The 24,387-nt window shown below is 71.3% G+C and carries 25 protein-coding genes and 1 riboswitch; of the genes, 7 read left to right on the top strand and 18 right to left on the bottom strand.

Features of this window, described 5'->3' with window-relative positions; genetic code table 11:
• Positions 1 to 18: 18 nt before the first annotated feature.
• Genes VFX14_17355 through VFX14_17345 form a run of 3 tightly spaced genes read right to left on the bottom strand, consistent with a single transcriptional unit; the run spans position 19 to position 2,516 of the window.
• Entirely contained in the window at positions 19 to 453 is a 435-nt protein-coding gene (locus tag VFX14_17355; protein ID HEU5191456.1) for a hypothetical protein, read from the bottom strand.
• Positions 450 to 1,769, bottom strand: coding sequence for a glycosyltransferase family 39 protein (locus VFX14_17350; GenBank protein HEU5191455.1), 1,320 nt, complete (start codon positions 1,767 to 1,769; stop codon positions 450 to 452). Before VFX14_17350 ends, VFX14_17355 begins: the two co-directional genes overlap by 4 nt.
• 6 nt (positions 1,770 to 1,775) lie before the next feature.
• A complete protein-coding gene (locus tag VFX14_17345; protein ID HEU5191454.1) occupies positions 1,776 to 2,516 on the bottom strand; it encodes a competence/damage-inducible protein A in 741 nt (246 codons plus the stop codon).
• Between the two features lie 75 nt (positions 2,517 to 2,591).
• Between VFX14_17345 and VFX14_17340 the strand changes: the two genes are divergently transcribed.
• From VFX14_17340 to tcuA, 3 genes are read left to right on the top strand one after another with little or no spacing between them, the layout of a single operon-like run.
• The gene (locus VFX14_17340) at positions 2,592 to 3,410 is read left to right on the top strand and encodes an SDR family oxidoreductase (protein HEU5191453.1); all 819 of its coding nucleotides are present in this window, start codon (positions 2,592 to 2,594) and stop codon (positions 3,408 to 3,410) included.
• Between the two features lie 7 nt (positions 3,411 to 3,417).
• Positions 3,418 to 4,215, top strand: coding sequence for an undecaprenyl-diphosphate phosphatase (locus VFX14_17335; protein HEU5191452.1), 798 nt, complete (start codon positions 3,418 to 3,420; stop codon positions 4,213 to 4,215).
• 8 nt (positions 4,216 to 4,223) lie between these two features.
• On the top strand, positions 4,224 to 5,735 hold the full coding sequence (gene tcuA, locus VFX14_17330; GenBank protein ID HEU5191451.1) for an FAD-dependent tricarballylate dehydrogenase TcuA: 1,512 nt from the start codon (positions 4,224 to 4,226) through the stop codon (positions 5,733 to 5,735).
• On the opposite strand, the gene VFX14_17325 is transcribed toward tcuA, so the two are convergent.
• The 8 genes from VFX14_17325 to VFX14_17290 form a co-directional block, all read right to left on the bottom strand.
• Positions 5,732 to 6,535 carry an alpha/beta hydrolase gene (locus VFX14_17325; GenBank protein HEU5191450.1) on the bottom strand — a complete coding sequence of 268 codons (804 nt, stop codon included), beginning with the start codon at positions 6,533 to 6,535 and terminating at the stop codon, positions 5,732 to 5,734. The genes tcuA and VFX14_17325 overlap by 4 nt on opposite strands.
• Positions 6,536 to 6,557: 22 nt before the next feature.
• A complete protein-coding gene (locus VFX14_17320; GenBank protein ID HEU5191449.1) occupies positions 6,558 to 7,400 on the bottom strand; it encodes a hypothetical protein in 843 nt (280 codons plus the stop codon).
• 118 nt (positions 7,401 to 7,518) lie between these two features.
• Positions 7,519 to 8,667 (bottom strand): M20/M25/M40 family metallo-hydrolase, encoded by a 1,149-nt coding sequence (locus VFX14_17315; GenBank protein ID HEU5191448.1) that lies wholly within the window; start codon positions 8,665 to 8,667, stop codon positions 7,519 to 7,521.
• A gap of 6 nt (positions 8,668 to 8,673) precedes the next feature.
• Complete coding sequence (locus VFX14_17310; protein HEU5191447.1) at positions 8,674 to 9,402, bottom strand: alpha/beta fold hydrolase; 729 nt, start codon at positions 9,400 to 9,402, stop codon at positions 8,674 to 8,676.
• Positions 9,403 to 9,418: 16 nt separating this feature from the next.
• Positions 9,419 to 10,204 (bottom strand): TatD family hydrolase, encoded by a 786-nt coding sequence (locus VFX14_17305; GenBank protein HEU5191446.1) that lies wholly within the window; start codon positions 10,202 to 10,204, stop codon positions 9,419 to 9,421.
• Positions 10,205 to 10,213: 9 nt separating this feature from the next.
• The gene (locus tag VFX14_17300; protein HEU5191445.1) at positions 10,214 to 11,557 is read right to left on the bottom strand and encodes a TldD/PmbA family protein; all 1,344 of its coding nucleotides are present in this window, start codon (positions 11,555 to 11,557) and stop codon (positions 10,214 to 10,216) included.
• Positions 11,554 to 12,990 carry a metalloprotease TldD gene (gene tldD, locus VFX14_17295; protein HEU5191444.1) on the bottom strand — a complete coding sequence of 479 codons (1,437 nt, stop codon included), beginning with the start codon at positions 12,988 to 12,990 and terminating at the stop codon, positions 11,554 to 11,556. Before tldD ends, VFX14_17300 begins: the two co-directional genes overlap by 4 nt.
• Positions 12,991 to 13,167: 177 nt before the next feature.
• Entirely contained in the window at positions 13,168 to 13,980 is an 813-nt protein-coding gene (locus VFX14_17290; GenBank protein HEU5191443.1) for an ABC transporter substrate-binding protein, read from the bottom strand.
• A 34-nt stretch (positions 13,981 to 14,014) separates the two neighbouring features.
• Between VFX14_17290 and VFX14_17285 the strand changes: the two genes are divergently transcribed.
• On the top strand, positions 14,015 to 15,412 hold the full coding sequence (locus VFX14_17285; GenBank protein ID HEU5191442.1) for a type II CAAX endopeptidase family protein: 1,398 nt from the start codon (positions 14,015 to 14,017) through the stop codon (positions 15,410 to 15,412).
• 24 nt (positions 15,413 to 15,436) lie between these two features.
• On the opposite strand, the gene VFX14_17280 is transcribed toward VFX14_17285, so the two are convergent.
• The 6 genes from VFX14_17280 to VFX14_17255 all read right to left on the bottom strand — a co-directional run bounded on the left by VFX14_17280 (position 15,437) and on the right by VFX14_17255 (position 21,683).
• Positions 15,437 to 16,774: an amidohydrolase gene (locus VFX14_17280; protein HEU5191441.1), complete on the bottom strand. Its 1,338-nt coding sequence runs from the start codon at positions 16,772 to 16,774 to the stop codon at positions 15,437 to 15,439.
• A gap of 54 nt (positions 16,775 to 16,828) precedes the next feature.
• Positions 16,829 to 17,458, bottom strand: coding sequence for a thiamine phosphate synthase (gene thiE, locus VFX14_17275; GenBank protein HEU5191440.1), 630 nt, complete (start codon positions 17,456 to 17,458; stop codon positions 16,829 to 16,831).
• A complete protein-coding gene (locus VFX14_17270; GenBank protein HEU5191439.1) occupies positions 17,455 to 18,240 on the bottom strand; it encodes a thiazole synthase in 786 nt (261 codons plus the stop codon). The genes thiE and VFX14_17270 overlap by 4 nt, the downstream gene beginning before the upstream one ends.
• Before the next feature lies 1 nt (position 18,241).
• Complete coding sequence (thiS, locus tag VFX14_17265) at positions 18,242 to 18,442, bottom strand: sulfur carrier protein ThiS (GenBank protein HEU5191438.1); 201 nt, start codon at positions 18,440 to 18,442, stop codon at positions 18,242 to 18,244.
• A gap of 48 nt (positions 18,443 to 18,490) precedes the next feature.
• Positions 18,491 to 18,591, bottom strand: a riboswitch (TPP riboswitch).
• Between the two features lie 6 nt (positions 18,592 to 18,597).
• Positions 18,598 to 20,640 carry a thioredoxin domain-containing protein gene (locus VFX14_17260; GenBank protein ID HEU5191437.1) on the bottom strand — a complete coding sequence of 681 codons (2,043 nt, stop codon included), beginning with the start codon at positions 20,638 to 20,640 and terminating at the stop codon, positions 18,598 to 18,600.
• A gap of 53 nt (positions 20,641 to 20,693) precedes the next feature.
• Positions 20,694 to 21,683: an aminomethyltransferase family protein gene (locus tag VFX14_17255; GenBank protein HEU5191436.1), complete on the bottom strand. Its 990-nt coding sequence runs from the start codon at positions 21,681 to 21,683 to the stop codon at positions 20,694 to 20,696.
• A 22-nt stretch (positions 21,684 to 21,705) separates the two neighbouring features.
• Here VFX14_17255 and VFX14_17250 point away from each other — a divergent pair, with 22 nt between their 5' ends.
• Genes VFX14_17250 through mutT form a run of 3 tightly spaced genes read left to right on the top strand, consistent with a single transcriptional unit; the run spans position 21,706 to position 23,330 of the window.
• Positions 21,706 to 22,401 carry an A/G-specific adenine glycosylase gene (locus tag VFX14_17250; protein HEU5191435.1) on the top strand — a complete coding sequence of 232 codons (696 nt, stop codon included), beginning with the start codon at positions 21,706 to 21,708 and terminating at the stop codon, positions 22,399 to 22,401.
• A gap of 3 nt (positions 22,402 to 22,404) precedes the next feature.
• Positions 22,405 to 22,938 carry a hypothetical protein gene (locus VFX14_17245; GenBank protein ID HEU5191434.1) on the top strand — a complete coding sequence of 178 codons (534 nt, stop codon included), beginning with the start codon at positions 22,405 to 22,407 and terminating at the stop codon, positions 22,936 to 22,938.
• Positions 22,935 to 23,330, top strand: a complete 396-nt coding sequence (mutT, locus tag VFX14_17240) for an 8-oxo-dGTP diphosphatase MutT (protein HEU5191433.1) — start codon at positions 22,935 to 22,937, stop codon at positions 23,328 to 23,330. The genes VFX14_17245 and mutT overlap by 4 nt, the downstream gene beginning before the upstream one ends.
• Here the strand turns inward: mutT and VFX14_17235 are convergent.
• Positions 23,320 to 24,387: TRAP transporter fused permease subunit (locus VFX14_17235; GenBank protein ID HEU5191432.1), on the bottom strand; the 1,068-nt coding region annotated here is incomplete at its 5' end. The genes mutT and VFX14_17235 overlap by 11 nt on opposite strands.

The following is a 24,387-nucleotide window of genomic DNA, read 5'->3' as shown; positions in this document are numbered from 1 at the left end:
CCTTTGATACTACCCCGGTCAGGGGCGATTAGAGTAAAGCCACCTTCCGCCACCCTCCCGGAGCAGGTGCACCGAGCCCGAGGGGAGCTGCCGGACCACGCTGGCATCCGCCCGCTTCCCGGTCATGAGGAAGACTCGCTGCTGCCCCTTCCACGCCGGCTCGAGCCGGGCGGCGCTCCAGAAGGTATCCCGCGCCTCGGGGAACGTGGCGCCGAAGGCGAGGTTAGACACGAACCCGTCCACGACCTTCACCGGCCGGTCCAGCTCCATCAGCCAGGCCCCGCTGTTCTCCAGAGGACCCTCGTGGACGAGTACGTCGCTGGGCCCCGCCCGGAGCGCCACCTCCTGGGCCACGACCCGCACCGACCGGCTGTGGGCGAACAGCGCGAAGCCCTCGGCGCTGATGGGCAGGAAGGCCAGCATGGCGGCGAGCAGCGCGCCCAGCCCGATCACCGGCCGCGCAGGGCCAGCCCCAGGGCGGCGCCCAGGGCGCCCAGCCCCAGCGCCATCGCCGCCGAGCAGAAGAGCGAACCCGCCTGCGCGGCGGAGAGAAACGCCATGCCCCCGACGACGCCGCCGGCGTTCCGCGCGGAGACTTCGGCGGAGGTGAGCACCTCCTCGGGCATGGCGATCCGGCCCTGCCACATGAGCACGGTGGCGATGGTGGCGGCGCCGAGCACGAGCAGCGGGGGCACGAGCACGCTCGCCGCGGAGGGCGCACCCGGCTTGCCGTCGAGCACCTCGTCCCAGAGCTTGGCCACGAGGAGAGCCAGCGCGGGAAATGCGGGCAGCCCGTAGTGCGGGAGCTTGAACGGCGAGAGCGCGACCACGCCGATGACGCCCATCGCCCACAGGGTCAGCAGGAGCCAGACGCGCTTCTCCGCGGTGTCCCACGGCCCACGGGCACGGCGCCACAGCGCCGCCGGCACCGCGAGCGCCCAGGGCAAGAACCCCGCGGCGGTGACGGCCAGGAACTCGAGCGCGCCGAGGGGCACGTCCTCGTCGGGGTACGCGCGCAGCCGGAACAGGTTCAGGATGTGGTTGTCCATGACCGTGTACCAGAGGAAGTTCGGACTTCGCAGCTCGACGAGCAGGTACCAGGGGCCCGCGATCACGACGAAGAGCAGCAGTCCTGTCCACGGCACCCAGCGACGGACGATCGCCCGCTCGCGGGTGAGCGCGAAGAAGACGGCCAGCACCGTAATCGGCGCCACCGCCCCCAGCACGTCCTTGGCGAGCACTGAGGCGGCGAGCCCCGCGTAGAAGGCGAGGAGCGCCCACGGCGCGCCGGGCCCGCCGCCGCGCTCGAGGTACGCGGCGACGAAGCCGGCGAAGCCGAGGGTGATGCACAGGATGAACAGGAGGTCGGGGTTCACGAGGCGCGCGAAGAGGTAGAGCTCGAGATTGGCGGCGACCACGAGGCCGGCGATCAGGCCCACGCGCGGCCCACCCAGGCGATTGCCGATCCAGGCGGTGAGCACGGCGACACCGACGCCGGGGAGCGCGGAGCCCAGGCGCGCCACCGCCTCGCCGGAGCCGAAGAGGCGGAAGGCGGAGGCGATCAGCCAGTAGAGCAGCGGCGGCTTGTCGAAGTAGCGCACGCCGTCCACGCGCGGGGTGATCCAGTCGCCCAGGCGGACCATGTCGCGGGCGACGGCGGCGTGAAAGCCCTCGGGAGGATCCACGAACGGCGCCGCGCCCAGGCCGGAGAGGAAGAGCGCGGCCGCCACCAGGGCCACGCCGAGCAGCGTCTTGGCGGTCAGGCTCAACGCGCGCTAGCGCTGTACCCGCACCAGCGCCCCCGGAGGAAGCGCGGCGAGCAGCTCCTCGACGGCACGCTCCATGAGCCCGCGGTCCTTCGACTCGAGGGTCACCTTGACCTTGTATTCCGGGTTAGAGAATTCGGGATAGGAGCCGAGCATCAGCTCCGGATGCCGGGCCACGAGGGCGTTGAGGTGATCGGCGAGCACGCTCTCGGCGATCGCCACGAACACGCTCGTGAGGTGGAACGGAGACTCGCGGAAGCGCTCCCGCAGCATGTCGAACTTCTGGCGGAAGATCTCCGGCACGCCGGGCAGGATGTAGATGTTCTTCACCGTCACCGCGGGGAACATGAGGGCCCCGTCCGAGACCAGCTCCGCGCCCTCGGGCACCTCGGCGAGACGGAGCCGCGCCTCGGTGAGCTGGGCCTTCTGTCCCTTGAAGTAGCCTTCGAGCAGGCTCACGAGCTGCGGATGCCGGATCACGCGGGTGCCGATGGCCCGCGCCACGCCTTCCATGGTGACGTCGTCGTGGGTCGGGCCCACGCCGCCCGAGGTGAACACCACGTCGTGGGTGCGGCTGAACTCGCGCACCTCCGCGGCGATGAGATCCACCTCGTCGGGGATGACGCTGATCTTCCGGACCTCCACGCCGAGCGCGCGCAGCTCCCTGCAGAGGTACGACGCATTGGCGTCCGTGATCTTGCCGGAGAGGATCTCGTTGCCGATGAGGACGATGCCAGCAGTCTTCGCCATCGCAGGCCATGGTAGCACGGCGGCCCGCGCCGCCGGATAGGCCCGCGCCCCGTGTTGATGATAAAATGCCCGCGCATGAGCCTTTCTCCGTCCCCGATCGCGCTCTCCGGCTGGGCCCTCGTGCTCGGCGCCTCGTCGGGCTTCGGCGAGGCCACCAGCCTTGCCCTCGCGCGCGCCGGGCTCAACGTCTTCGGCGTGCACCTCGACCGCCGCGCGACGCTGCCCAACGTGGAGCGCATCGTCGCCGAGGTCCGCGCCCTGGGGCGCGAGGCGCACTTCTTCAACGTCAACGCCGCCGACGACGAGAAGCGGGTCGAGGTGGCGACGGAGATGGAGCGCATCCTCCGCGAGCGCGACGAGCTCGGCCAGCTCCGCGTCCTCCTGCACTCCCTGGCCTTCGGCACCCTCAAGCTCTTCGTCGCCGATCCCATGAAGGAGGCGGTGACCAAGGCCCAGATGGACATGACGCTCGACGTGATGGCCCACAGCCTCATCTACTGGACGCAGGAGGTGGTGGCGCGCGGCCTCATGGGCGAGGGCGGCCGTATCTTCGCCATGACGTCCTCGGGCGGCGCGCGCGTGCTCCCCTTCTACGGGCCGGTGTCGGCGGCGAAGGCCGCGCTCGAGTCCAACATCCGCCAGCTCGCAGCGGAGCTGGCGCCGCGCGGGATCACGGCCAACTCCATTCGGGCGGGTGTGACCGCGACGCCGGCCGCCAAGAAGATCCCCAACTACGACGAGTTCTCCAAGAAGGCGGCCGAGCGCAACCCGCACCATCGCCTCACCACCACGGACGACGTGGCGCGCGCGATCGTGGTCCTCTCGCATCCCGACACCCACTGGATCACCGGCAACGTGATCGGGGTGGATGGGGGCGAGGAAATCGCCGGATAGCTCCCGCGTGCCCGACTGGCTGACGGTGGTCGCTCTCGGCCTGATCGAGGGCGTGACCGAGTTCCTCCCCGTGTCGTCGACCGGCCACCTGCTGTTGGTGGAGAACGCGGGCTGGCTCGCGCGCCAGTCCGACCTCTTCAACGTGCTCATCCAGTCGGGCACCGGGGTCGCGGTGGCCTTGGCCTTCGCGGGACGCGTGCGCGAGCTGATCCTCCGGCGCGACGAGCCGGCCACCCGCAGCTACGTGCTGAAGCTGGCGCTGGCCTTCGTCATCACCGGCGTGGGTGGGCTCGTCGCGAAGAAGCTCGGCTTCACGCTGCCCCGGACGGTCATGCCGGTGGTGTGGGCGACCTTGCTGGGCGGCATCGCGATCCTGATCGTCGAGTGGTGGCTGCGAGGGCGGCGCCTGGGCGGAGAGGTCACGTGGGCGGTGGCCATCGCGGTGGGAGTGGCGCAGATCGGCGCCGCCGTCCTGCCCGGCCTCTCCCGCTCGGGCGCGACCATCATGGTGGCGCTCGCGCTCGGCCTCACCCGCCCGGTCGCCGTCGAGTTCTCGTTCCTCCTGGGCGTCCCGACGCTGCTCGCGGCGGGGGCGTTCGAGGCCGCGCACAGTCTGCGGCATCCCGGCCCCGCGGAAACCGGCTGGGGCATGATCGTCCTCGGCACCCTCGTGGCCGCGGTGGCGGCGTTGATCACCGTGACATGGCTTTTGCGCTTCGTGCGGAGCCACACGTTCGTGGGCTTTGGCTGGTATCGCATCGCCCTTGGCCTCGTCATCCTCGCCGGCGCCCTGCGCGGCGCCTGAGTCCTCCCATGCCCACTCCCGGCACCTCCGACGTGATCGTCATCGGCTGCGGTAACGCCGCCCTCTGCGCCGCGCTCGCCGCGCGCGAGCACGGGGCCTCCGTGCTGATCCTCGAGAAGGCGCCCGAGCACGAGCGCGGCGGCAACTCGTTCTTCACCGCGGGCGGCTTTCGCTTCGCGCACGGGGGTCTGGCCGATCTCCGCCGCGACATCCTGACCGATCTCTCCGACGAGGAGGCGGCCACCATCGAGGTGCCGCCCTACTCGGAGTCGCACTTCCGCGACGATTTCCACCGCGTGACCGAAGGTCTCACCGACCCCGATCTCTCCGAGCACCTGATCCGCCGGTCGCGCGCTACCGTGGCCTGGATGCGCGAGCGGGGCATCCGCTGGATCCTCATGCACGGGCGGCAGTCCTACATGGTAGGCGGCAAGCATCGGTTCTGGGGCGGCCTCAACGTGGAGGCGGTGGGCGGCGGGCCCGGCCTTGTCCAAATGCTCCTCGAGCGGGCCGAGGTCGCGGGCATCGACGTACGCTACGCCCACGCCGCGCACCGCCTCATCCAGGACGAGCGGGGCCGCGTGATCGGCGTACAGGTGCGCACCCCCGACGGGCTCCGCGACTTCCACGCACGCGCTGTCGTCATCGCCTCCGGCGGCTTCGAGGCGAACCCCGAGTGGCGCACCCGCTATCTCGGCCGGGACTGGGATCTCGCCAAGGTGCGCGGCACCCGACACAACACGGGTGAGGGCATCCGCATGGCGCTCGACATCGGGGCGCAGGCGTACGGCCACTGGTCCTCGTGCCACGCGGTGGCATGGGACGCGGGCGCGCCGCCCTTCGGCGACCGGCGCGTCGGCGACATGTTCCAGAAGCACTCCTATCCCCTGGGCCTCATCGTCAACGTCCACGGCGAGCGGTTCGTGGACGAGGGCGCGGATCTCCGCAACTACACCTACGCGAAGTACGGCCGCGAGATCATCCGGCAGCCGCAGCGGCTGGCCTTCCAGATCTTCGATCAGAAGACGGTGGGCATCCTTCGAGAGGAGTACCGGATCCGCCAGGTCACCAAGGGCGAGGCGGACACGATCGAGGACCTGGCCCGGCAGCTCGACATCGACGTGCCGGGGCTGGTGCGCACCGTGCAGGCCTTCAACGCGGCCTGCTGTCCGGGCGATTTCAATCCTGCGGCGCTGGACGGCAAGTCTACAGCCGGGATCACCCCGCCCAAGTCCAACTGGGCGCTGCCCATCGACACCCCACCGTACGTGGGCTTCGCGGTGACGTGCGGCATCACGTTCACGTTCGGCGGGCTCAAGGTCAACACGCGCGCCGAGGTGCTGGACACCGCCGATCAGCCCATCCCCGGGCTCTACGCGGCGGGCGAGCTGGTGGGCGGGCTCTTCTACCACAACTATGCGGGGGGCTCCGGCCTCATGTCCGGCTCGGTGTTCGGCAAGACGGCCGGCGACTCGGCCGCCTCGCACGTCGGGGCGAACGCCGCCGCGGCGGCCCGCTAGCGGGGCGCCGCCCGATCCAGCCAGCCGAGGATGGCGTCCAGCGGACGCTGCCAGCCGTCCTCCAGCATCAGCATGTGGGCATGCCCCCTCGCCTCGAGGTAGGTCGCCCCGTACTTCGCGGCGATTCTTCGCTGCACGCGGGCTGGCGTGATCACGTCGTGCTCGGCGCCGACCACCAGCGTTGGACACCGCACGAGGCGGGGATCGACGGCGATGCTGCCGAAGGCCAGCTCGCGCGCAGCCCGGCCGGACTCGGGCACAAGCTGCGGATAGAGACGCTCGGCGGCTTCCCGCGGCAGCCGGTTGGCGATGAGCGCCGCCGCGTCCTCCGGGGTCGGCGTGAACGGCCGACTGCCGAGCACCACGCCGGCGTGGCGCCATACCCGCCGTAGCACGGGCCAGCTGAGAATGACGATGCCGCGCGGCGCCGCGCTCGTGAGGAACACCGCGGCGCGCACGCCGCCCTCTTCGGCGACCTTCTGGGCCACGAGCCCGCCCATGGAGTGGCCCAGCACCACCGCGGGGCCGAGCGCGGTCAGACAGTCGCGGACGTCCTGCACGTAGTCGAGGACGGAGACGCGGCCGAGATCGGGGACCGGCCGGCTGCCCCAGTGGCCCCGGAGGTTCACCGCCCAGGCATGCCAGCCGGCGGCGGCCGCCGCCTCGAGGTAGGAGCGGAGATACCAGCTCCCCCCGTTCATGCCGTGGACGAGGAGGAGCGGAAGCCGTCGCGCCGGGGCGCGGGCGGGCGCGTGGTCCAGGATCAGGTCGCCGACCTTTTCCTGAACCACGGCGCTCACGAGTCCGAGCTGGTCGACGTGATCAGCGGGGCTGGAACCAGCCGCTCACCAGCGCCCAGCGGTAATAGCCGCCGCCGACTTCCTGAAGCACCCAGCGCGGCATGTGCAGATAGCCGCGCGTAGTCTCGACGATCCAGTAGGCAGGAACCGTCACCGACTGCGGCGCGGGCTCCTTCGCCACCACCTTGGCGCTCAGCGCGCCCGAAGGGGTGCCCGGCTGGCCCTGGGGCTGGGGGTTACTGTCCAGCTCCTGCGGGGGCGCCGCCGCCTGCTCGAACCGCACGTTGGACACGGTCTGCGGCTGATTCTCCCAGTACCGCAGCACCTGCCCATAGCGCTGGCCGCCGATCTGTCCATCACCCCAGGGCAGCATCGGATGCGGGTTGTTGAACGGGTTGAAGACGCCCGGCTGAAAGCTCGTGCTGCCGGGAGTCGCCAGCGTGGCGAAGTCATTGGGCGTGCCCAGTCCCTGCTGCGGCGTCGCCGGCGGTGGAGGCACCGGGAAGACGATCGGGACGCTCGGCTGCCCCGTGTTGAACAGCGGCGGCGGCGGGGTGTCGCTGGGGAATGTCACGCTGCCGCCGGGGGTACTGGGTAGCGGCGTAGGCGTCGGAGGACTCGGGAGTAGCACCGGCGGGGCCACGGGCCTCTGTATCGTCACAAAGCCTCCCGGCGAGCTGGGGAGGAACTTGTTGGGCGGCGGCGTGTTGGTCAGAGGCGGCGGCGTCACCCCCGGGACCACGATGTTCACACTCGAGGGCGGCGTGTTGGTCACCGTGGGCGGCGGTGGGCCCGCGGCCAGGGCGAGAGACACCGGGGTCAACACGACGAGGGCGGAGAGACCCAGAACAAGGATCCGAGACATGGCCAGCACCTCTCTGGTGAAGCCTACCCCAACCTTTTGGGGCAGCCCAGAATAGCTCAGTGAGGCGCTGGGAGCCAGCTACGCGCCGGCGGTGCTGTTGCACCGCGTCAGGCGAGTGTCAGGCGCGGGTCGCGCTCGCCTTCACGGTCTCCAGGACCAGCTCGGCGGTCGCGACGAGGTCCTTCACGTCTACCCACTCGTTGACGGTGTGGATGTCGCGCATGCCGCAGGCCAGGTTGGCGACCTCGATGCCCCGGGTGATGAACACGTTGGCGTCGGATCCGCCGCCCGTCGAGCGAGTGGGGCACACGCGGCCCAGTGTGCGCGCCGCATCCGCAACCAGCTTGACGATCACCGCCTCGTCGGCGATGTGAAGGCGCTCGTACTGGCGCTCGACCTTGGCCTCCACGCGGGCCCGGAACTCCCGGCCCTCCAGCGTGACCGCGTGGCGGGCCGCCGCGTCCTCGAAGCGCGCGCGCATGTGGTCGGTCTGCGCCTGGAGCTTCTCCTCGGAGAGGCTGCGCGTCTCGCCGCGCACCACCAGCTGGCTCGGCACGATGTTGGTGGCGAGCCCCCCATTGACCACGCCCAGATTCGCGGTGGTCTCGGCGTCCACGCGGCCCAGCCGCATGCCGGCGATGGCCTCGCTCGCCACCTGCACCGCGCTGATGCCGCGCTCCGGGCAGATTCCGGCGTGGGCCTCGAGGCCGTGCACGGTGAAGGACAGCCGGTTCGCCGCAGGGGCGCGCGTGACCAGCTCGTTGACGCCGTCCACGTCCAGCACCAGGCCGCGCCGGGCGCGAAGGCGTGCGCAGTCGAAGTGCTTGGCGCCGATGAGGCCCGTTTCCTCGCAGATCGTGATCACGACCTCGAGGTCGCCGTGCGGCAGTTGGCGCTCGCGCAGCACCCGGATGGCCTCGAGGATGGCGACGAGGCCCGCCTTGTCGTCGCCGCCCAGCACGCTCGTGTGGTCGGTGTGGATGAGATCGCCCTCGACGACCGTGTGCACGTGGGCGGCCGGCCCCACGGTGTCCATATGGCCGGAGAGAAGGAACGGCGCCGCGCCCGGCGTGTTGCCGGGGAAGCGCGCCAGGATGTTCCCGGTGTCGCCGCCCACGCGCTCGCCGGCGTCATCCACCTCGACGCTGGCCCCCATGTCCTTCAAGATCGACTCGAGCCGCCGCCCCACCTTGCCCTCCTGGCGCGAGAGGCTGGGGATGGAGACGAGCTCCAGGAACTCCTCGGTCAGCCGCCGCCGGTTGATCATGGGGTCTCAGTCTCCCAGGTGTTCGGTCATCCAGCGTTGGCTTTGCCCGACGGCGATTTTACGATGGCTCAGGTCGGTCAATCGGTGATCGCCTCCCGCGATCAGGTGCAGCGCACGGGGGTCACGCGCCCGCTCGTAGAGCCGGCGCCCATGTCCGGGCGCCACGACCTCGTCACGCTCTCCCTGCACCACCAGGGCGTGGCTCACCCCCACCGGCGCCTCGGCCAGCCGGCCGCTCCGCACCTCGGCCACCAGCGCGGGGCCCAGGCCCGAGGCCTCGGACATCTCACGCGCCTCGAGGCTCGTCAGGTCCGCGGGCGCGTTCCACGTTACCACCGGGAGCGGGGCTCCGCCCGCCTGGATGCGGCGGTGGGCGACATGCCACGCGACATAGCCGCCCATGCTCGAGCCGAGCAGGCCTATCTGATGGGACAGGGTCGATTGTTCGGCGAGGAAGGCGAGCACCGCCTCGAGGTCGGCGATGCGGGTCGCGGTGGTGGCATCGCGATAGGAGCCGCCGGATTCTCCGGCTCCGCGGAAGTCGAAGCGGGCGAGGGCAAGGCCCGCCGTGGGCAGAGTGGCCCCCAGCAAGAGGTACTTGTCCGAGTCCTTGGATGCGCCGAGCCCGTGGCACGCGACCACCACCGGGACGGGGAGGGGCGCGGGAGACGGCAGGTGAAGGACGCCCACGAGCGACGCCCCGCCGATGGACACGGTGAACCGCTGGGCGATCACCGCGAGGGACGAGGGATCAGGCCCAGACGAGATGGAAGAGCCGGCAGGCATTCACGGTGAGCCGGTACATCGTTTCCTCGACGGGCAGCCGCTTGATCTTGGCCACTTCCTCGGCCACGCGCGCGGCCATCCAGGGGCCCGAGGGCGTGTTCTCGAACTCGCCCTGATATGGCCACGGGGCATCGCTCTCGACGAGAAGCGAATCGAGCGGGACGCGCTCGACCAGCTCGCGGTCACGCTCCCGGTACACCACCTCGGGGGTGACCGAGATGAAGTGGCCGGCGTCCACGATGGCCTGCGTCACGTCGGGACTCCCCTTGTGCCAGTGGAACACCGCGCGCTCGACGCCGACGGCGCGCACGGCCTCGAGGGCCTCGGCGGCGGCGGCGTGGGGCGCGTGGAGGATCACCGGCAGGTCGAAGCGCGTGGCGAGGCGCAGGAGGCGCTCGAGACGCGCGCGTCCCCGCGTGATGAGAGCGGCGGCGTCCGTGGCGGCGCCCAGCGTGTACCAGGGAAGGCCGACCTCGCCCACGGCCACGATGTGCGCGTGATGCGCCACGATCTGGGCCTCCACCGCCTCCAGGTCGGCGTTGGTGAGCTGATCCCACTCGGGATGGAAGCCGAGCGCCGGCCAGACCAGCTTCTGATGCCCCGCCGCGGCGTCGAGCGTTCGCAGATTGCTGGCGGGATCGCAGCCCACCGCGACCACACCCCAGACGTCGAAGTCGTTGGCGCGTGCGAGCGTGCTGCGCACGTCGGTGAAGGCCGCGTCGTGAAGATGGCAATGCGTGTCGACGATCAACGGAGACTCCTAGTCGCCGGCCACGACCATCCGGCCGATGAGGAGGGTCGGCGCGGCGGCGCGGTCCCGGAGCACGAGGTCGTTGCCCACGCCTTCCACCGCCCGGAACATCTCGAGGAGGTTTCCCGCCACCGTGATCTCCTCCACGGGGTAGGCCAGCTCGCCGTTGTCGATCCACATGCCCACCGCGCCGCGCGAGTAGTCGCCGGTCACGCCGTTGACGCCGAAGCCGATCAGCTCGGTGACGTAGAGCCCGCTCTTCACGCTGCGGATCAGCGACTCCGGGCTCGCGTCGCCGGGCGCCAGATGGAGGTTCGTCGTCGAGACGGTCACGCCGCTGCCGTCGCGGGCCGCGTGATGGGTGGAGGCGAGGCCGAGCTTCCGCGCGCTGTAGCTGTCGAGGAGGTACGAGGTCAGGACCCCTCGATCCACCAGGACGGTTCGTCGGGTCGGGAGACCCTCGCCGTCGAACGGCCGAGACCCGAGCGCGCCCGGCAGGGTCCCGTCATCCACGATGGTGATGGACGGCGCGGCGATTGTCTCACCCAGCCGGTTCAGGAGGAAGCTCGCGCCGCGGTAGAGCGAGGGCCCGGACGCCGCGCCCGCGACGTGCCGGATCAGGGTGGCCGCCATCTGCGGATCGAAGATCACCGGCACCTCGGCGGTCTTCACCCGCCGCGCGCCGAGCCGCCGCAGCGCCCGCTGGGCGGCGACCCGGCCGATGGCTTCCGGCGCGTCGAGGCTCGCGCGCTTACGGGTGGTGTGATACCACCCGTCGCGCTGCATCTCCCCGTTGTGCGACGCAAGCGGGGACGTCGAGAGGCTGAACGACGACGAGCGGTACTCGCCCGCGAAGCCGTGGCTGGTCGCGTAGGCGTAGCGCGCGTGGCCGTCGCCGAAGTCGCCGCCCTCCGAGTTGGTGATGCGCGGATCGTAGCCGAGCGCGGCCTGCTCGCAGCGGCGGGCCAGCTCGATCTTGGCCTCGGGCGCGAGGTCGTGGCCGCGAAGGTCGTCGAGGTCGAGATCCGGCACGCCGCGGGCCAGCTCGCCGCGATCCGCGAGCCCCGAGAGAGGATCCGGCGCGGTGATGCGCGCCAGCGTCACCGCCTCGTCGACCAGGCGGCCCAACGAGTCCCGCGAGAGGTCGGACGTCGAGGCGGCGGCGGCGGAGCGGCCCACGAACACGCGCAGCGCGAGATGCTGGTCGCGCGCATGCTTGACGGTGTCCACCTGCCCCATGCGCACCTGCGCCGAGAACGACTGATCCTCGACCACGAAAGCGTCGGCCTCGCTGGCGCCCTTGGCGCGGGCCCGGTCGAGGACGTCCGTCAGCAGGTCGAGGAGGGCGCTCAAACCTGGGTGCCCCCCACCGTGATGCCGTCGATGCGGATCGTGGGGAGCCCCACGCCCACCGGCACCGACTGGCCGTCCTTGCCGCACGTGCCCACGCCTTCGTCCAGGGCGAGGTCGTTGCCCACGCGGCTCACGCGGGTGAGCGCGTCGGGGCCGTTCCCGATGAGGGTCGCGCCCTTCACGGGCGCGGTGACGCGTCCGCCCTCGATGAGGTACGCTTCGCTCGCCGAGAAGACGAACTTGCCGCTCGTGATGTCCACTTGCCCGCCGCCGAAGTTCACGGCGTAGAGGCCGTGCTCGACGGAGCGGATGATGTCGGCGGGATCATCGTCGCCGGCCAGCATGAACGTGTTGGTCATGCGGGGCAGCGGCGGGTGCGCGTAGGACTCGCGGCGGCCGTTGCCGGTGGGCGCCTGGCCGGTGAGCCGCGCGTTGAGCCGGTCCTGCATGTAGCCGCACAGGATGCCGTTCTCGATGAGCACATTGCGCCGCGTGGGCACACCCTCGTCGTCCACGTTGAGCGAGCCGCGACGGTTAGCGATGGTGCCGTCGTCCACTACGGTCACCTTCTCCGAGGCGACCTTCTGCCCGAGCCGGCCCGAGAACGCCGAGGTGCCCTTTCGGTTGAAGTCCCCTTCCAGGCCATGGCCGACCGCTTCGTGGAGGAGAATGCCCGGCCAGCCCGGCCCCAACACGACCGTCATGCTGCCGGCGGGCGCGTCCACCGCGGCGAGCTTGAGGACGGCCTGCCGGACCGCCTGGGCGGCGAAGTGCCGCCAGCGGTCGTGTTCCAGGTAGAAGCTGAACGGCGTACGGCCGCCGCCGCCGTAGCTCCCGATCTCGCGGCGGCCCTGCTCCTCGGCGATCACCGTCACGTTCAGCCGAGTGAGCGGCCGGACGTCTCCGGCGGTCCAGCCCGCCGGGCCCGCGATCAGCACCACGACCTCCTCGCAGCCGAGGCTCGCGATCACCTGCTTGACGCGTGGATCGGCGGCGCGCGCGGCGGCGTCGATCTTGCGCAGGAGATCGACCTTGGCGTGGACGTCGGTGGCGATCGGCGGCTCGGCGAGCGCGTAGAGGTCGTGCGGCCGGCTCAGCGTCGTCACCGGGACCACCGCGGACTCTCCCGCGCCGTCGGCGATGGCCCGCGCCTGTCGCACCGCCTCCTCGAGGTTCGGCAGCGCGAGGTCATCGGTGTGGGCGTAGCCGGTGCGCTCGCCGGACTGAGCGCGGACGCCGGCGCCCTGGCTCACGTGCCGCGAGGCCTTCTTCACCGCCCCTTCCTCCAGCACGAGCTCCTCGCTCACGCGGTACTCCAGATAGAGGTCGGCATGATCCACGCGACGCGCCAGGGCGCCACCGAGGAGGCGCTCCGTGACGGAGGCGCTCAGGCCGAATCGGTCCGCGAAGAATCGCTCTGGTTGCGCGAGCATGTTTGTTCGATCTCCGTAGGGCGTCAGGAGGAACACATCCTAGCACCCGGGTCTTTTGCGCCTTCCACTTTTTGTGACGCGAAGTTCCATGCTCTCGATGCCGATCGCGCACGCGCGATGCATCCTACTTATCAGTCACTTCAATGCCAGCAGCGTACACGTTCCTCGAGCTCGCGCTCAACCGTCCGGGGGTCGGGCCATGAAAGCCTGAACGATCTCGTGAATCTGCCGGAGCCCCTGCAGGAGCGAGGGCCCTGGACTCAGGATATCAGCCCCGTCCAGCACGTGGATCTCGTCCCGCCGCACCGCGCTCACGCCCTCCCAGCCCGGCCGCGTTCGTATCGCGTCGACGTCGACGGGCTTGCCGCACCACGACGCGAGAATGATGTCCGGATCGCGCCGCGCGACCTCGTCAGCATTCACCACTCGGCCCGTCGCGGCGCGCTCGGCGCGCAGCTCGGGGAAGACATCGCGTCCGCCGGCCAGCTCCACCATCTCCGATACCCAGCGGATGCCCACGATCAGCGGGTCCGGCCACTCCTCGAAGTACACGCGCGGATGGTCCGGCCACACGCTCGAGTACTCCCGCACCTGTCGGATCTCGTCCCGCATGTCGAGCACGAGGGCCCGCGCCGCTTCGGACTGCCCGATGGCGCCGCCCACCACGAGGATGGACTGCAGGACGTCGTCCACCGAGCGCGGGTTGGTGCAGAGCACGCTCCGCCCGGCGCGGATCAGCTCGGCGACCACGTCGGCCTGCAGGTCCGAGAAGGCCAGAACGAGGTCGGGCTCGAGCTCGAGGATCCGGTCGACGCGAAACGTCGTGAAGCCGCCCACCCGAGCCGTGTCGCGTACGGCGGGCGGCCGCTGCGCGGTGCCGGGCACGCCCACCACGCGGTCGCCCGCGCCGAGCGCGTGGCACAGCTCCGCGTGCTCGGCGCTGAGACACACGATACGGCGAGGAGGCGCCGCGTCGGAGCCGCCGTACATGCCGCCGATTGTACCCGGTGTATACTGCGCGCGCATGCTCGGCGCGGACGAGATCCCGACGCTGGATTCCCCGCCGCCCCGTCACCGTCGTTACTTCTCTCCCTGGTTCACCCTCCTCTGCACGCTCCTCGCAATCGGGCTCATCGTGGTCTATGCCGCCCCCTGGCGCGGCTCCCCGCTCGACTCACTGGACCGTCCGGCGGAGGCGCTGGAGCGGCTCGTCTCGCGCGACCTCGATCTCCGCGACGCCCTGCGCGGCACCTCGTCGTGGGAGCAGTGGCTGTACGGGCTCCTGTCCGGCGACGAGGACTCGATCGAAGAGGCCCTGCGCTGGTACGAGGAACTGCTCGACACCGTCGGGTCCGCGGCAGCCGAGCTCGACTACGCGGTGCTCAAGGCGGAGGTGGGCGAGCCGCTTCCGCGGGGGCCCGAGGACGAGGCGGACTGGGTGGCGCTGGCGTACTCACCCGATCCCGTCGATCCCGAGGACGCGCGCGCGGTCATCGCCCGCGTCCGTGCCGAGTTCCCCGCAAACTGGTTCACCGACCGGCTCGTCCAGCGACTCGCCGCGAAGATCGGCGATGCTGCGACGGCGGCGCAGGCGACGGAGGACACGGTGGCGCGCGGGCGCTCGCTGCTCATGCGCTGGCGCGCGCTCACTGCGCTCGAAGGCGCGCTGATCCTGGGCGCCCTGCTCCTGCTCTTGCGCGCGCGCCGCCGCGGCTTGCCGGCGTTGGGGACGGCGCCGATGCCCCCGACGTGGGGGCTCAGCGACGGCTACGCGCTGGTGGTGCGCGGGATGCTGGGTCTCCTCGGCCTGACGCTCATGGTGATCGTGCTTGTGCCCGACGCGCGCACGCTCATCCAATTCGTCTCGTTCCTCGCGGGCGTGCCGGTCCTCGTGTGGACCATCGGCTACCTGCGGGCCAAGGGCGACTCGTTCTCCTACACGTTCGGCTTCGACCTGCCCCCGCGCGCGATCGGCTCCGTGCTCGCCCTGGCGCTGATCCTCGTGGGCGTCGGGGGCGCCGCGGAGTCGGGCATCGGCTCCATCGTCGGCGCCCTGGGGATCGAGTCGCACTGGGCCGATGGCCTCCCGGAGGATCTTCTCTGGGATCCGCCGTGGCGCATTGTGGTGGGCGTGCTCGACACCGTGGTGTGGACGCCGTTCGTGGAGGAGCTCACCTTCCGGGGCCTGCTCTACGGGACGCTGCGCACCCGGACCGGCGCTCCGCTCGCCGCGCTGGCGAGCGGCTGCCTCTTCGCCGCCGCCCACGGCTACGGCCTCGCCGGCTTCGCCTCCGTGTTCATGTCGGGCATCCTGTGGGCGCTCGCCTACGAGAAGTCGCGGAGTCTCCTGCCCGGTATCGTGGCCCACGCGGTGAACAATCTCTCGGTGACCGTCACCTACCTCGTCCTGCTCCGGCTCTGAGCCGCCGGGCGCGCGCCTCGCGTCCTAGGCCTTCGCGCCGTCGAAGATTTCCTTTCTGGCGATCTTTCGCTGGAAGGCGAGGTACTCGGGCCTGGTCATGCGCGGCTTCCCCGCGCTCATGACCTGCCGCGCGCCGGTCGCGCCGTCGGCGAGCATGTCCACCGCCATCATCGCCAACTGCTTCGCCGGCTCCACGTAGGCCAGGCGCGGATCGGCGATCCGGTAGTCGGCCCCGTGGCCGCTCCCCGCGGCCCCGCCCATGTAGGGGTGAAGCGTCGGCATGACGTGGGAGATGTCCCCCATGTCGGTGGAGCCGCTGCGATGCCCCGTCTGGGTGACCTGGTCCGCGCCCAGCACCTCGCGGGCGTTGGCGACGAAGCGCTCGGTCATTCCCGCGTGGTTGAACAGCGGGAGATAGCCCGGCAGCGTCTCGATCTCGACGGTGGCGCCGAGGGCGAGCGCGCCCGCGCGCAGCGCGCGGTCCACGCGCACGTTGGCGTCGAGGATGGCATCCACCGTCTTGCCCCGCACGTAGGTCTCGAGCCGCACCTCGCCGGGAATCACGTTCACCTGGCTGCCGCCCTGGGTGATGATCGGGTGCACGCGGATCGAGTCCTCGTCGCGGAAGGTTTCGCGCACGGCGTTGATGGCGGCCAGCCCGATGTTGGCGGCGTAGAGCGCGTTGATCCCGAGATGGGGCGCCCCGCCTGCATGGGCGGCGCGGCCGATGTAGCGCACGGTCTTCACGATGCAGCCGTTGTTGGAGGCCGACACGCCCGCCTTCTTCATCTCGGGCTGCGGCGTCGTGTGGATCATCATGGCCAGGTCCACGTCGTCGAAGTGGCCCAGCCGGAGCAGCTCGGGCTTGCCGCCGAGAAACTCGAGCCGCCCTGCCCGCGCCTGCTCGACCCGCCACTCCACGTCACCGTATTCCTCGGCCGGAACCGCGAAGAACACGACGCGACCCGCGAGCCGATCCATGACCTTCGCGTCGATCAGCCCCATCGCCGCGCCGAGCAGCCCGGCGATCTGCGCGTTGTGGCCGCACGCGTGCGCGGCGCCGGTCTCCGCGTCCGCCACCGGATGCCCGGCCACGACCAGGGCATCCAGCTCGCCGAGGAGCGCCAGCGTGGGCCCCTCGGCGCCCCCACGGGCATCGGCGCGCACACCCGTGATGGCGAGGCCGGTCTTGGGGGACAGCCCCAGCGTCCGCAGCGTCTCCTCGACGAGCCTGGCGGTCCTGAACTCCTTGAAGCCAAGCTCGGGGTGGCGGCGAATGGTCTCGCCGAGGCGGACGATGTCCTCCGCGCGGCGCTCGATGGCCTCGCAGATCTCGCGCTTGAGGCGGGCGGTGTCGCTCATGGGTCGTCCTTTCGAGCGTGGTGGCTTGCCGTGGAACGGCGCCCCGCGATCCTATCAGGCCCGTCCGAGCGCGTCCAGGAAGGCCCGGGTGGCGTCGGCCGGCCGCTCGGCGGCCAGGATCGCCGAGATGACGCCGACGCCGGTGGCGCCGGCCGCGAGCACCTCGCGCACCCGCGCGGGGGTGATCCCGCCGATGGCGAGCACGGGCCGCGCGATCTCGCCGGCGACGCGACGGAGCGCCTCCAGCCCCTGGGGCGGCCCGTACGCGCGCTTGGACGGCGTGTCGTAGACGGGGCCGAACACGAGGAAGTCGGCGCCCTCCTCGGCGGCGCCCCGCGCCTCGTCCAGCGAATGCACCGAGGCGCCGACGAGCAGCCGCGCCCCGCCGATGGCACGCAGGGCGGCCACCGGCAACGATTCGTGCGTGCGCTGCACGCCGTCCGCGCCGGCGGCGAGGGCCACGTCGGCGCGATCGTTCACGATGAGCCGCGCGCCGTGCTTGCGGGTCGCCCCGCCGAGCGTCGAGGCGAGATCGAGCAGATCCCGTACCGGCAGGTCCTTCTCGCGGAGCTGGACGCCGCGGAGCCCAGCCGCGAGGCAGGCCTCCACGACATCCGGCAGAGGGCCGCGCGACTGGTGGCGATCGGTGACGAGGTAGAGGGCGAAGGCGGGTCCGCCGCTCAGCTGGTGCTCCAGTCGGGCACGCCCTCGATGGGGGACGACGCCGTCGCGTAGAGCTTCTTGCCGATGCGCCCGGCCTTGAAGGCGAGGCGGCCGGCCTCGACTGCCATCCGCATGGCGCTGGCCATGGCCACGGGGTCCTTGGCGCCGGCGATCGCGGTGTTCATGAGCACGCCGTCGCAGCCGAGCTCCATCGCGATGGCGGCGTCCGAGGCCGTCCCCACGCCCGCGTCCACGATCACCGGCACCGTCACCGCCTCCAGGATGAGCTTGAGGTTGTACGGGTTGCGGATGCCGAGCCCGGAGCCGATGGGGGCGCCCAGCGGCATCACCGCCGCCGCGCCGGCGTCCTCGAGCTTCTTGCACATGACGGGATCGTCGTTGGTGTACGGCAGCACCGTGAAGCCGTCCTTGGCCAGAGTGCGCGTGGCCTCGAGCAGCCCGATCACGTCCGGGAAGAGCGTCCGCGAGTCGCCGATGACCTCGAGCTTGACCATGCTGCCGAGGCCCGCCTCGCGGGCGAGGTAGCACGTGCGTACCGTCTCGTCGGCGGTGTAACAGCCCGCGGTGTTCGGCAGCAGCGTGTACTTCTTGGGATCGATGTAGTCGAGCAGCGACTCCCCCTGCCCCGGCAGGCTCACCCGGCGGACGGCGACGGTGACGATCTCCGCTCCGGAGGCCTCGATGGCCTCCCGCATGTTCTCGAACGACGGGTATTTACCCGTGCCGACGATCAGGCGCGACTTGAACTCCTTGCCACCCAGCCACAGCGATGTGTCGTACATGTCAGCCGCCTCCCATGGGACGCACGATCTCCACCCGGTCGCCTTCCTCGAGCACGGTGTCCGCGTAGCGAGACTTGGGCCACACCTCTCGGTTGAGCGCCACCGCGGTGTATTCGCGGCGGACCTTGAGCTGCTCCAGCAGCCCGTCGATGGTCAGCCCCTCGGGGAGCTCCATCGGCTCGCCGTTCACCGTGATGGTCACCGCGCCTCCGAAAGCAAAAAACCGCACCCCTTCGGGTGCGGTCGAAGCATCACGGTCGCGCCGCGTTCCCTTCGCTGGGATTATCCAGATCAGGTTCGAGGGGTCCCGGGCCGCACCCGGTTCTCAGGAAACCTCCCCCCGCGTCGCTGGCCGGATTATACCCCACCGTCAAGCTGCCGTTCGAGCGCCTCGGGGTCCGTGGTGGGCGCCTGGCAGACGTAGCGCCGGCAGACGTAGGCGGCGGGGCGCCCGCCGACGGTGGTCTTGCCTTCCAGCAGCGGGAGGCCGGCCGCGTCCGGCGCGCCTTCGGCCGCCCCCGCCATCACGCGATTCGGGAGATAGCGGCCGGCCACCGCGTTCAGCAGGGGCCCCTCCGCGCGGCCGCCCGACGGCCACACGAGCGCGACCTCCGCAACCGGGCCCAGATGGAAGTCGAGCGCGCCCAGATAGCGGCCGAAGCCGGTGGGGTAGCGCGCCATCACGTCGGCCATCGGGCGCAGGGCCCCGAGCGCGCGCCGCTCGTAAGCGTCCTCGCCGGTATGCAGCGCCAGGCGCAGGAGCAGCTCGATCGCCACCGACGTGCCGCTGGGCACCGCGTTGTCGAAGAGGCTCCGCGGCCTCACCACCAGGGTCTCCTGGTCGCGGCCCGTGTCGTAGAAGGCGTCGGCCTCCGCGTCCCAGAAGAGCTCGATCGCGGCGTCGCCCAGGCCGCGCGCGGCATCGAGCCAGCGGCGGTCGAACGTGGCCTCGTAGGTGGCGAGGAGGCCGAGCCCGACGAGGGCGTGATCTTCCAGGTAGCCGCGGATCCGGGCCTCGCCGTCCTTCCAGGAGCGGCGCAGGCGCCCCTCGCGCACCATGGCCGTGGTGAGGAACTCGGCGCTGGCCGTCGCAACGCCAAGGTAGTCCGCCCGGCCGAGGGCGCGGGCGGCCTCCGCGAAGGCGGCGAGGGCGAGGCCGTTCCACGCGGCCAGCACCTTGTCGTCGAGGCCGGGATGCACCCGGCGCTCGCGCGCCTCGTACAGCGTGCTGCGAGCCCGCGTGATCGCTCCCGCGAGCCCCTCCTCGGTGAGGCCGTGACGCTCGGCGATCTCCTTCGGCGGCCGCGGGACGTGGAGGATGCTGTGGTCCTCGAAGTTGGGGCCGGCCTCCACCCCCCAGTAGGTCATCGCCACGTGGGCGAGCGGCTCGTCACCGAGCGCGGCGCGCAGCTCGTCGGGCGTCCAGACGAAGAACTTCCCCTCCACACCCTCCGAGTCCGCGTCCTGGGCGGAGAAGAAGCCGCCGGCGGGATGGCGCATCTCGCGCACGAGGTAGTCGAGCGTCTCCTCGACGACCCGGCGGTACTCGGAGTTGCCGGTGGCCAGCCAGCCGTGGAGATACAGGCGAGCGAGCTGGGCGTTGTCGTAGAGCATCTTCTCGAAGTGCGGGACCAGCCAGTGGGCGTCCACCGAGTAGCGGTGAAAGCCGCCGCCGAGCTGGTCGTACATCCCGCCCCGCGCCATGCGGGTGAGCGTGTGCTCCACCATGTCGAGCGCGCGCGGGTTTCCCGTGCGCTTCCAGAAGCGCAGCACCGAGTCCCAGATCATCGGCTGGGGGAACTTCGGCGCCCCCGCGGTGCCGCCGTCGCGCTCGTCGAACTGGCCGGACACATTCTGGAAGGCGGACATCAGCACGTCGTCGGTGAGCATGGTGACGGACGCGCGCAGCCGCTCGCCCTGCTGCATCTGCTCGAGGAGCTGACGTCCCGCCTCCACTACCTCACCGCGCCGCTCGCGATAGGCGATGGCCACGCCCTGGAGCACGCGGGGGAAGGCCGGGATGCCGTGTCGATCCTCGGGTGGGAAATAGGTGCCCCCGTAGAACGGCACACCCTCCGGGGTGAGGAACACCGTCATCGGCCAACCGCCGTGGCCGGTCATCGCCTGGACGGCCTGCATGTAGATCTGGTCGACATCAGGGCGCTCCTCGCGATCGACCTTCACGTTGACGAAGAGCGAGTTCATCAGCCCGGCGATCTCGGGATTCTCGAACGACTCGCGCTCCATCACGTGGCACCAGTGGCACGCGGAGTAGCCGATGGACAGGAGGAGCGGACGATCCTCCGCGCGCGCCCGGGCGAAAGCCTCGTCTCCCCATGGATACCAGTCCACGGGATTGTGCCGGTGCTGCAGGAGGTACGGACTCGTCTCGCGCGCCAGGCGGTTCTCGTGCAGAGGAAGCTCCTCGTCGACGATGCGACTCGACGATGCGACTAGATGAACGGCGGCGGGGTCACCCGCGCGGGGAGGAGGGCGTCCTCGACGCGCACGGTGACCTCCGATCCGGCTGCCAGATGCTCGCGGCGCACATAGGCGAGGGCGATGGGGACGCCGAGCCCCAGGGAATGCACTGCGGAGGTGACGCGCCCGATCTCGCGCTCCCCCGCGACCACCGCCGCGCCCGGCGGGGGCACGCGCTGCCCCCCGAGCGTGAGGCCGGTGAGCACGCGGTTGACGTGACCCCGGTACTTCACGCGTGCCACCACCTCCTGGCCGATGTAGCAGCCCTTGGTGTAGGACACGAGGTGCTCGAGGTTGGTCTCGGGCAGGATCACGGACTCGTCCACGTCCTGCCCGTAGGCCGCCTCGCCGGCCTCGACGCGCAGCACCTCGGCCACCGCGGGCTCCACCGGCGTGGCGCCGGCCCCCTCCAGCGCCGCGCGCAGCGAAGGCGCCGCGTCGGGCGCGGTCCAGATGAAGAAGCCCGGCCGCGCGCCGAATTCAGACCGTTGAACGACGCGCGTGGCGATGCCCGCCACCGTCGCCTCGACGTGGCCGTGCGGGGCCAGATCCATGGGTTGGTCGGCGAGCCGCGCCAGCAACGCCGGCGCCTGGGCTCCCTGCACCGACAGCACCGCGTAGGCCTCGTCCAGCGGCTCGAATGCCACCTTCTCCGAGATCAGGTACTTGTCGAGGAGGAGCAGCGTCTTCTGGGTGAGGCCGGGCGGCAGCTCGAGGAGGAGCCGATCGGGGAGCGTGTACACGCGCAGCAGCGCCATGACCTTGCCGTGCGCGTCGAGGAACGCGGCAGCGCAGCCCTGCCCCGGGGCGAGGGCCTTCACATCGTTGCTGAGCATGCCCTGGAGGAAGCTCGCGCGGTCCCGGCCCTCGACCTCGGCCTTGCCGACCGACGAGCGATCGATGACGCCCGCCGTCTCGCGGACGGCGCGGTACTGCTCGGCAGGGCCGGACGCGTTCGACATGGGGTCATTGTACAATGCCGCCGTGCCCGCGCCCGCTCGCGTCGCGCCCGCGCTCCGTCGTCGCTTCCAGCGCGGACTGCTCGGCTGGTATCGCCGGCACGGGCGCGATCTTCCGTGGCGCGCGACCTCGGATCCCTATCACATCCTCGTGTCCGAGATCATGCTCCAGCAGACGCAGGTCGAGCGCGTGGTGCCGAAGTACCACGAGTTCCTCGCCCGCTATCCCAGCCTCGAGCGGCTGGCGAGCGCGGAGACCGATGACGTGCGCCGCACCTGGTATCCCCTCGGCTACAACATCCGCCCGCTCCGCCTGCAGGGCATCGCGCGCGAGACCATGGCCCGCTACGCCGGCCGTCTCCCGGACGATCCCGGCGCCCTGCGCGGCATGCCGGGCATCGGCCGCTACACCGCAGGGGCCCTCCTCTCCTTCGCGTTCCGCCGCGACGCCGCGATCGTCGACACCAACGTCCGGCGCGTGCTCGGCCGCATCTTCCTCGGCCCCCGGCGGCTCGCGAAGCTGCGGGGGCAGAAGGCGATGTGGGATCTCTCCGAGTCCCTGCTGCCGCGGGGGCGCGCCTATGACTGGAATCAGGCCCTCATGGACTTCGGGGCCATCTGGTGCACCGCGCGGGCGCCCCGTTGCCGGGCGTGCCCGATGCGGAGGTTCTGCGCGAGCTATCCCACTTCGCGCCCGGCAGCGCGGTCGCCGCGGCGGTAGGCGATGCGAGCCCGCGCCGCCGCGAGTCTGACCGGCGCCTGCGCCGCCGTCGCCATGCTCACCGCTCCCGCCCCCGGCGCAGACTCGTCGCTCCGCGACCTTCCCGCGCTCCTCCACCAGATCGCCCCGGCGGCGCGGCGGCTGGCCATCCTGTGGGACCCCGGGGTGCCCGAGGGTGAGGGCGCCTTCTACACCGTCTGGGACGCCGCGCGTGGCCAGGGCTTGAATCCGTCTGGCGTCGCGCTCGCCGGGGTGGAGGGGCTCGATGCGGTGCTCGTCGAGGTGGAGGGCCAGCGCGCCGAGTTCCTGATCCTCGTGTCCGGCGGGCTGGGGGAGGACGGCCTCACCCGGCTCGCCGCCTTCGCCACCGCGCACGCTTTGCCCGCTGCGTCGGCCCAGCGCGCCTTCACCGCCGCGGGCGGCCTCCTCTCCCTCGGCTCCGATGGGTATCTCGTGGTGAACCTGAGCGCGGCGCGCGCGCTCGGGCTGACCGTGCCGCCGGACATCCTCCAGCGCGCGCGCGAGGTGCTTCCGTGACGGCGCCCGGCGGCGAGGCCATCGTCGTGGTCGCCGCGGTGATCGAGCGCGAGGGGCGGATCCTGATCACGCGGCGGCCCGAGGGCGCGCACCTCGCGGGCCTCTGGGAATTTCCCGGCGGCAAGCCCGAGCTCGGCGAGACTGAGCGTGGCGCCCTCATCCGTGAAGTGCGCGAGGAGCTGGGGGTCGCCTTCTCGCCGGGTGAGCGGCTTGCCGAAGTGGACTGGCAGTACCCGGACAAGCGCGTGCACATCACGTTCTTCCGCGGCGCGATCACGGGGGAGCCGTGGCCGCTCGAGGGTCAGGAGCTGGCGTGGGTCACGCCGGCCGAGCTCGACCGCTACGAGTTCCCGCCCGCCGACGCGGCGCTGCTCGCGCGGCTCAGGCGGTGACGGGAGTCTGCGCGGCGCGACGCCTCCGGGCGCCCCAGCCCAGCACCGCCGCGTAGAGGACCAGCCCGCCGAGCTGCCATGCGAGCCCGCGCGTGACCAGCATGCCCGCGGCGACGAGACAGACCGCGCGCAGCCCCCAGCCGATCGGGCCCCACGCGTGGCCCACCACGACCGCGGCCAGCGCGGTGGCAGAGACCGCCGCGAACGACGACATGAGGACGACCTGGCCCCAGTCGCCCTTGAGGAGGAGCTCCGGATGGAAGACGAAGGCGAACGGCACGAGGAATCCCGCGATGCCGAGCCGGAACGCCTCGATGCCCGTGCCGAACATGTCCGCGCCCGCGATGTTGGCGGCGGCGAATGCGGTCACCGCGTCCGGCGGCGTGAGATCCGAGAGGACGGCGTAGTAGAAGACGAAGAGGTGCGCGGCGAGGAGGCTCACGCCAAGGTTGCCGAGCGCGGCCGCGCCCACCGTGACCGAGATCACGTAGGCCGCGGTGGTGGGAATCCCCGTCCCCAGCACCGAGACCACGATGAAGATCAGGAGCATCGCGATCAGGAGCACGCCGCCCGCCCAGTTCACGACGGTGCCGCCGAAGGCCAGCGCGGCGCCCGTGCGCGTGAGCACCCCCACGATCATGCCGGAGCCGGCGAGCGCCACCGCGATCGTCGCGGCGCTGAACGCCGCCTCCACGAGGGCGTCCCAGCACTTGCGCGGGGTCATCCAGGTCGCGCGGTCCAGGAACGAGAGGAGGAACGTGGCCACGATCGTGTAGAAGGCGGCGCCGGTCGGTGAGTAGCCCTCGGCAAGGAGGTAGACGATCATCACGAATGGGATCGCGAAGTAGGCTCGCCGCAGCACCGGACGCCATGAGGGGCGCTGGCTCCGGGGCACCGCCTGCACGCCGTAGCGCAGCGCGAGGAAGTGCACCATCGCGAAGAGACCCACGTAGTAGAGCATGGCGGGAATGGCCGCCGCTTTGATGATGTCGAAGTACGAGATCCCCGTGATCTCCGCCATGATGAAGACGCCGGCGCCCATGACCGGCGGCATGAT

The organism is Candidatus Methylomirabilota bacterium, from assembly GCA_035764725.1.
In the GTDB taxonomy this organism is placed as follows: Bacteria; Methylomirabilota; Methylomirabilia; order Rokubacteriales; family CSP1-6; genus DASRWT01.
The sequence above is the reverse complement of the archived record's forward strand: the minus strand, read 5'-3'. Positions and strand labels throughout refer to the sequence as shown.

Coding starts and splice junctions, on each gene's coding strand:
- VFX14_17270 (HEU5191439.1), bottom strand. CDS start 18,240: ATGTACGACACATCGCTGTGGCTGGGTGGCAAGGAGTTCAAGTCGCGC.
- VFX14_17280 (HEU5191441.1), bottom strand. CDS start 16,774: ATGAGCGACACCGCCCGCCTCAAGCGCGAGATCTGCGAGGCCATCGAG.
- VFX14_17320 (HEU5191449.1), bottom strand. CDS start 7,400: ATGTCTCGGATCCTTGTTCTGGGTCTCTCCGCCCTCGTCGTGTTGACC.
- VFX14_17290 (HEU5191443.1), bottom strand. CDS start 13,980: ATGTACGGCGGCTCCGACGCGGCGCCTCCTCGCCGTATCGTGTGTCTC.
- VFX14_17340 (HEU5191453.1), top strand. CDS start 2,592: ATGAGCCTTTCTCCGTCCCCGATCGCGCTCTCCGGCTGGGCCCTCGTG.
- VFX14_17255 (HEU5191436.1), bottom strand. CDS start 21,683: ATGTCGAACGCGTCCGGCCCTGCCGAGCAGTACCGCGCCGTCCGCGAG.
- VFX14_17345 (HEU5191454.1), bottom strand. CDS start 2,516: ATGGCGAAGACTGCTGGCATCGTCCTCATCGGCAACGAGATCCTCTCC.
- VFX14_17245 (HEU5191434.1), top strand. CDS start 22,405: ATGCGAGCCCGCGCCGCCGCGAGTCTGACCGGCGCCTGCGCCGCCGTC.
- tcuA (HEU5191451.1), top strand. CDS start 4,224: ATGCCCACTCCCGGCACCTCCGACGTGATCGTCATCGGCTGCGGTAAC.
- VFX14_17315 (HEU5191448.1), bottom strand. CDS start 8,667: ATGATCAACCGGCGGCGGCTGACCGAGGAGTTCCTGGAGCTCGTCTCC.
- tldD (HEU5191444.1), bottom strand. CDS start 12,990: ATGCTCGCGCAACCAGAGCGATTCTTCGCGGACCGATTCGGCCTGAGC.
- VFX14_17285 (HEU5191442.1), top strand. CDS start 14,015: ATGCTCGGCGCGGACGAGATCCCGACGCTGGATTCCCCGCCGCCCCGT.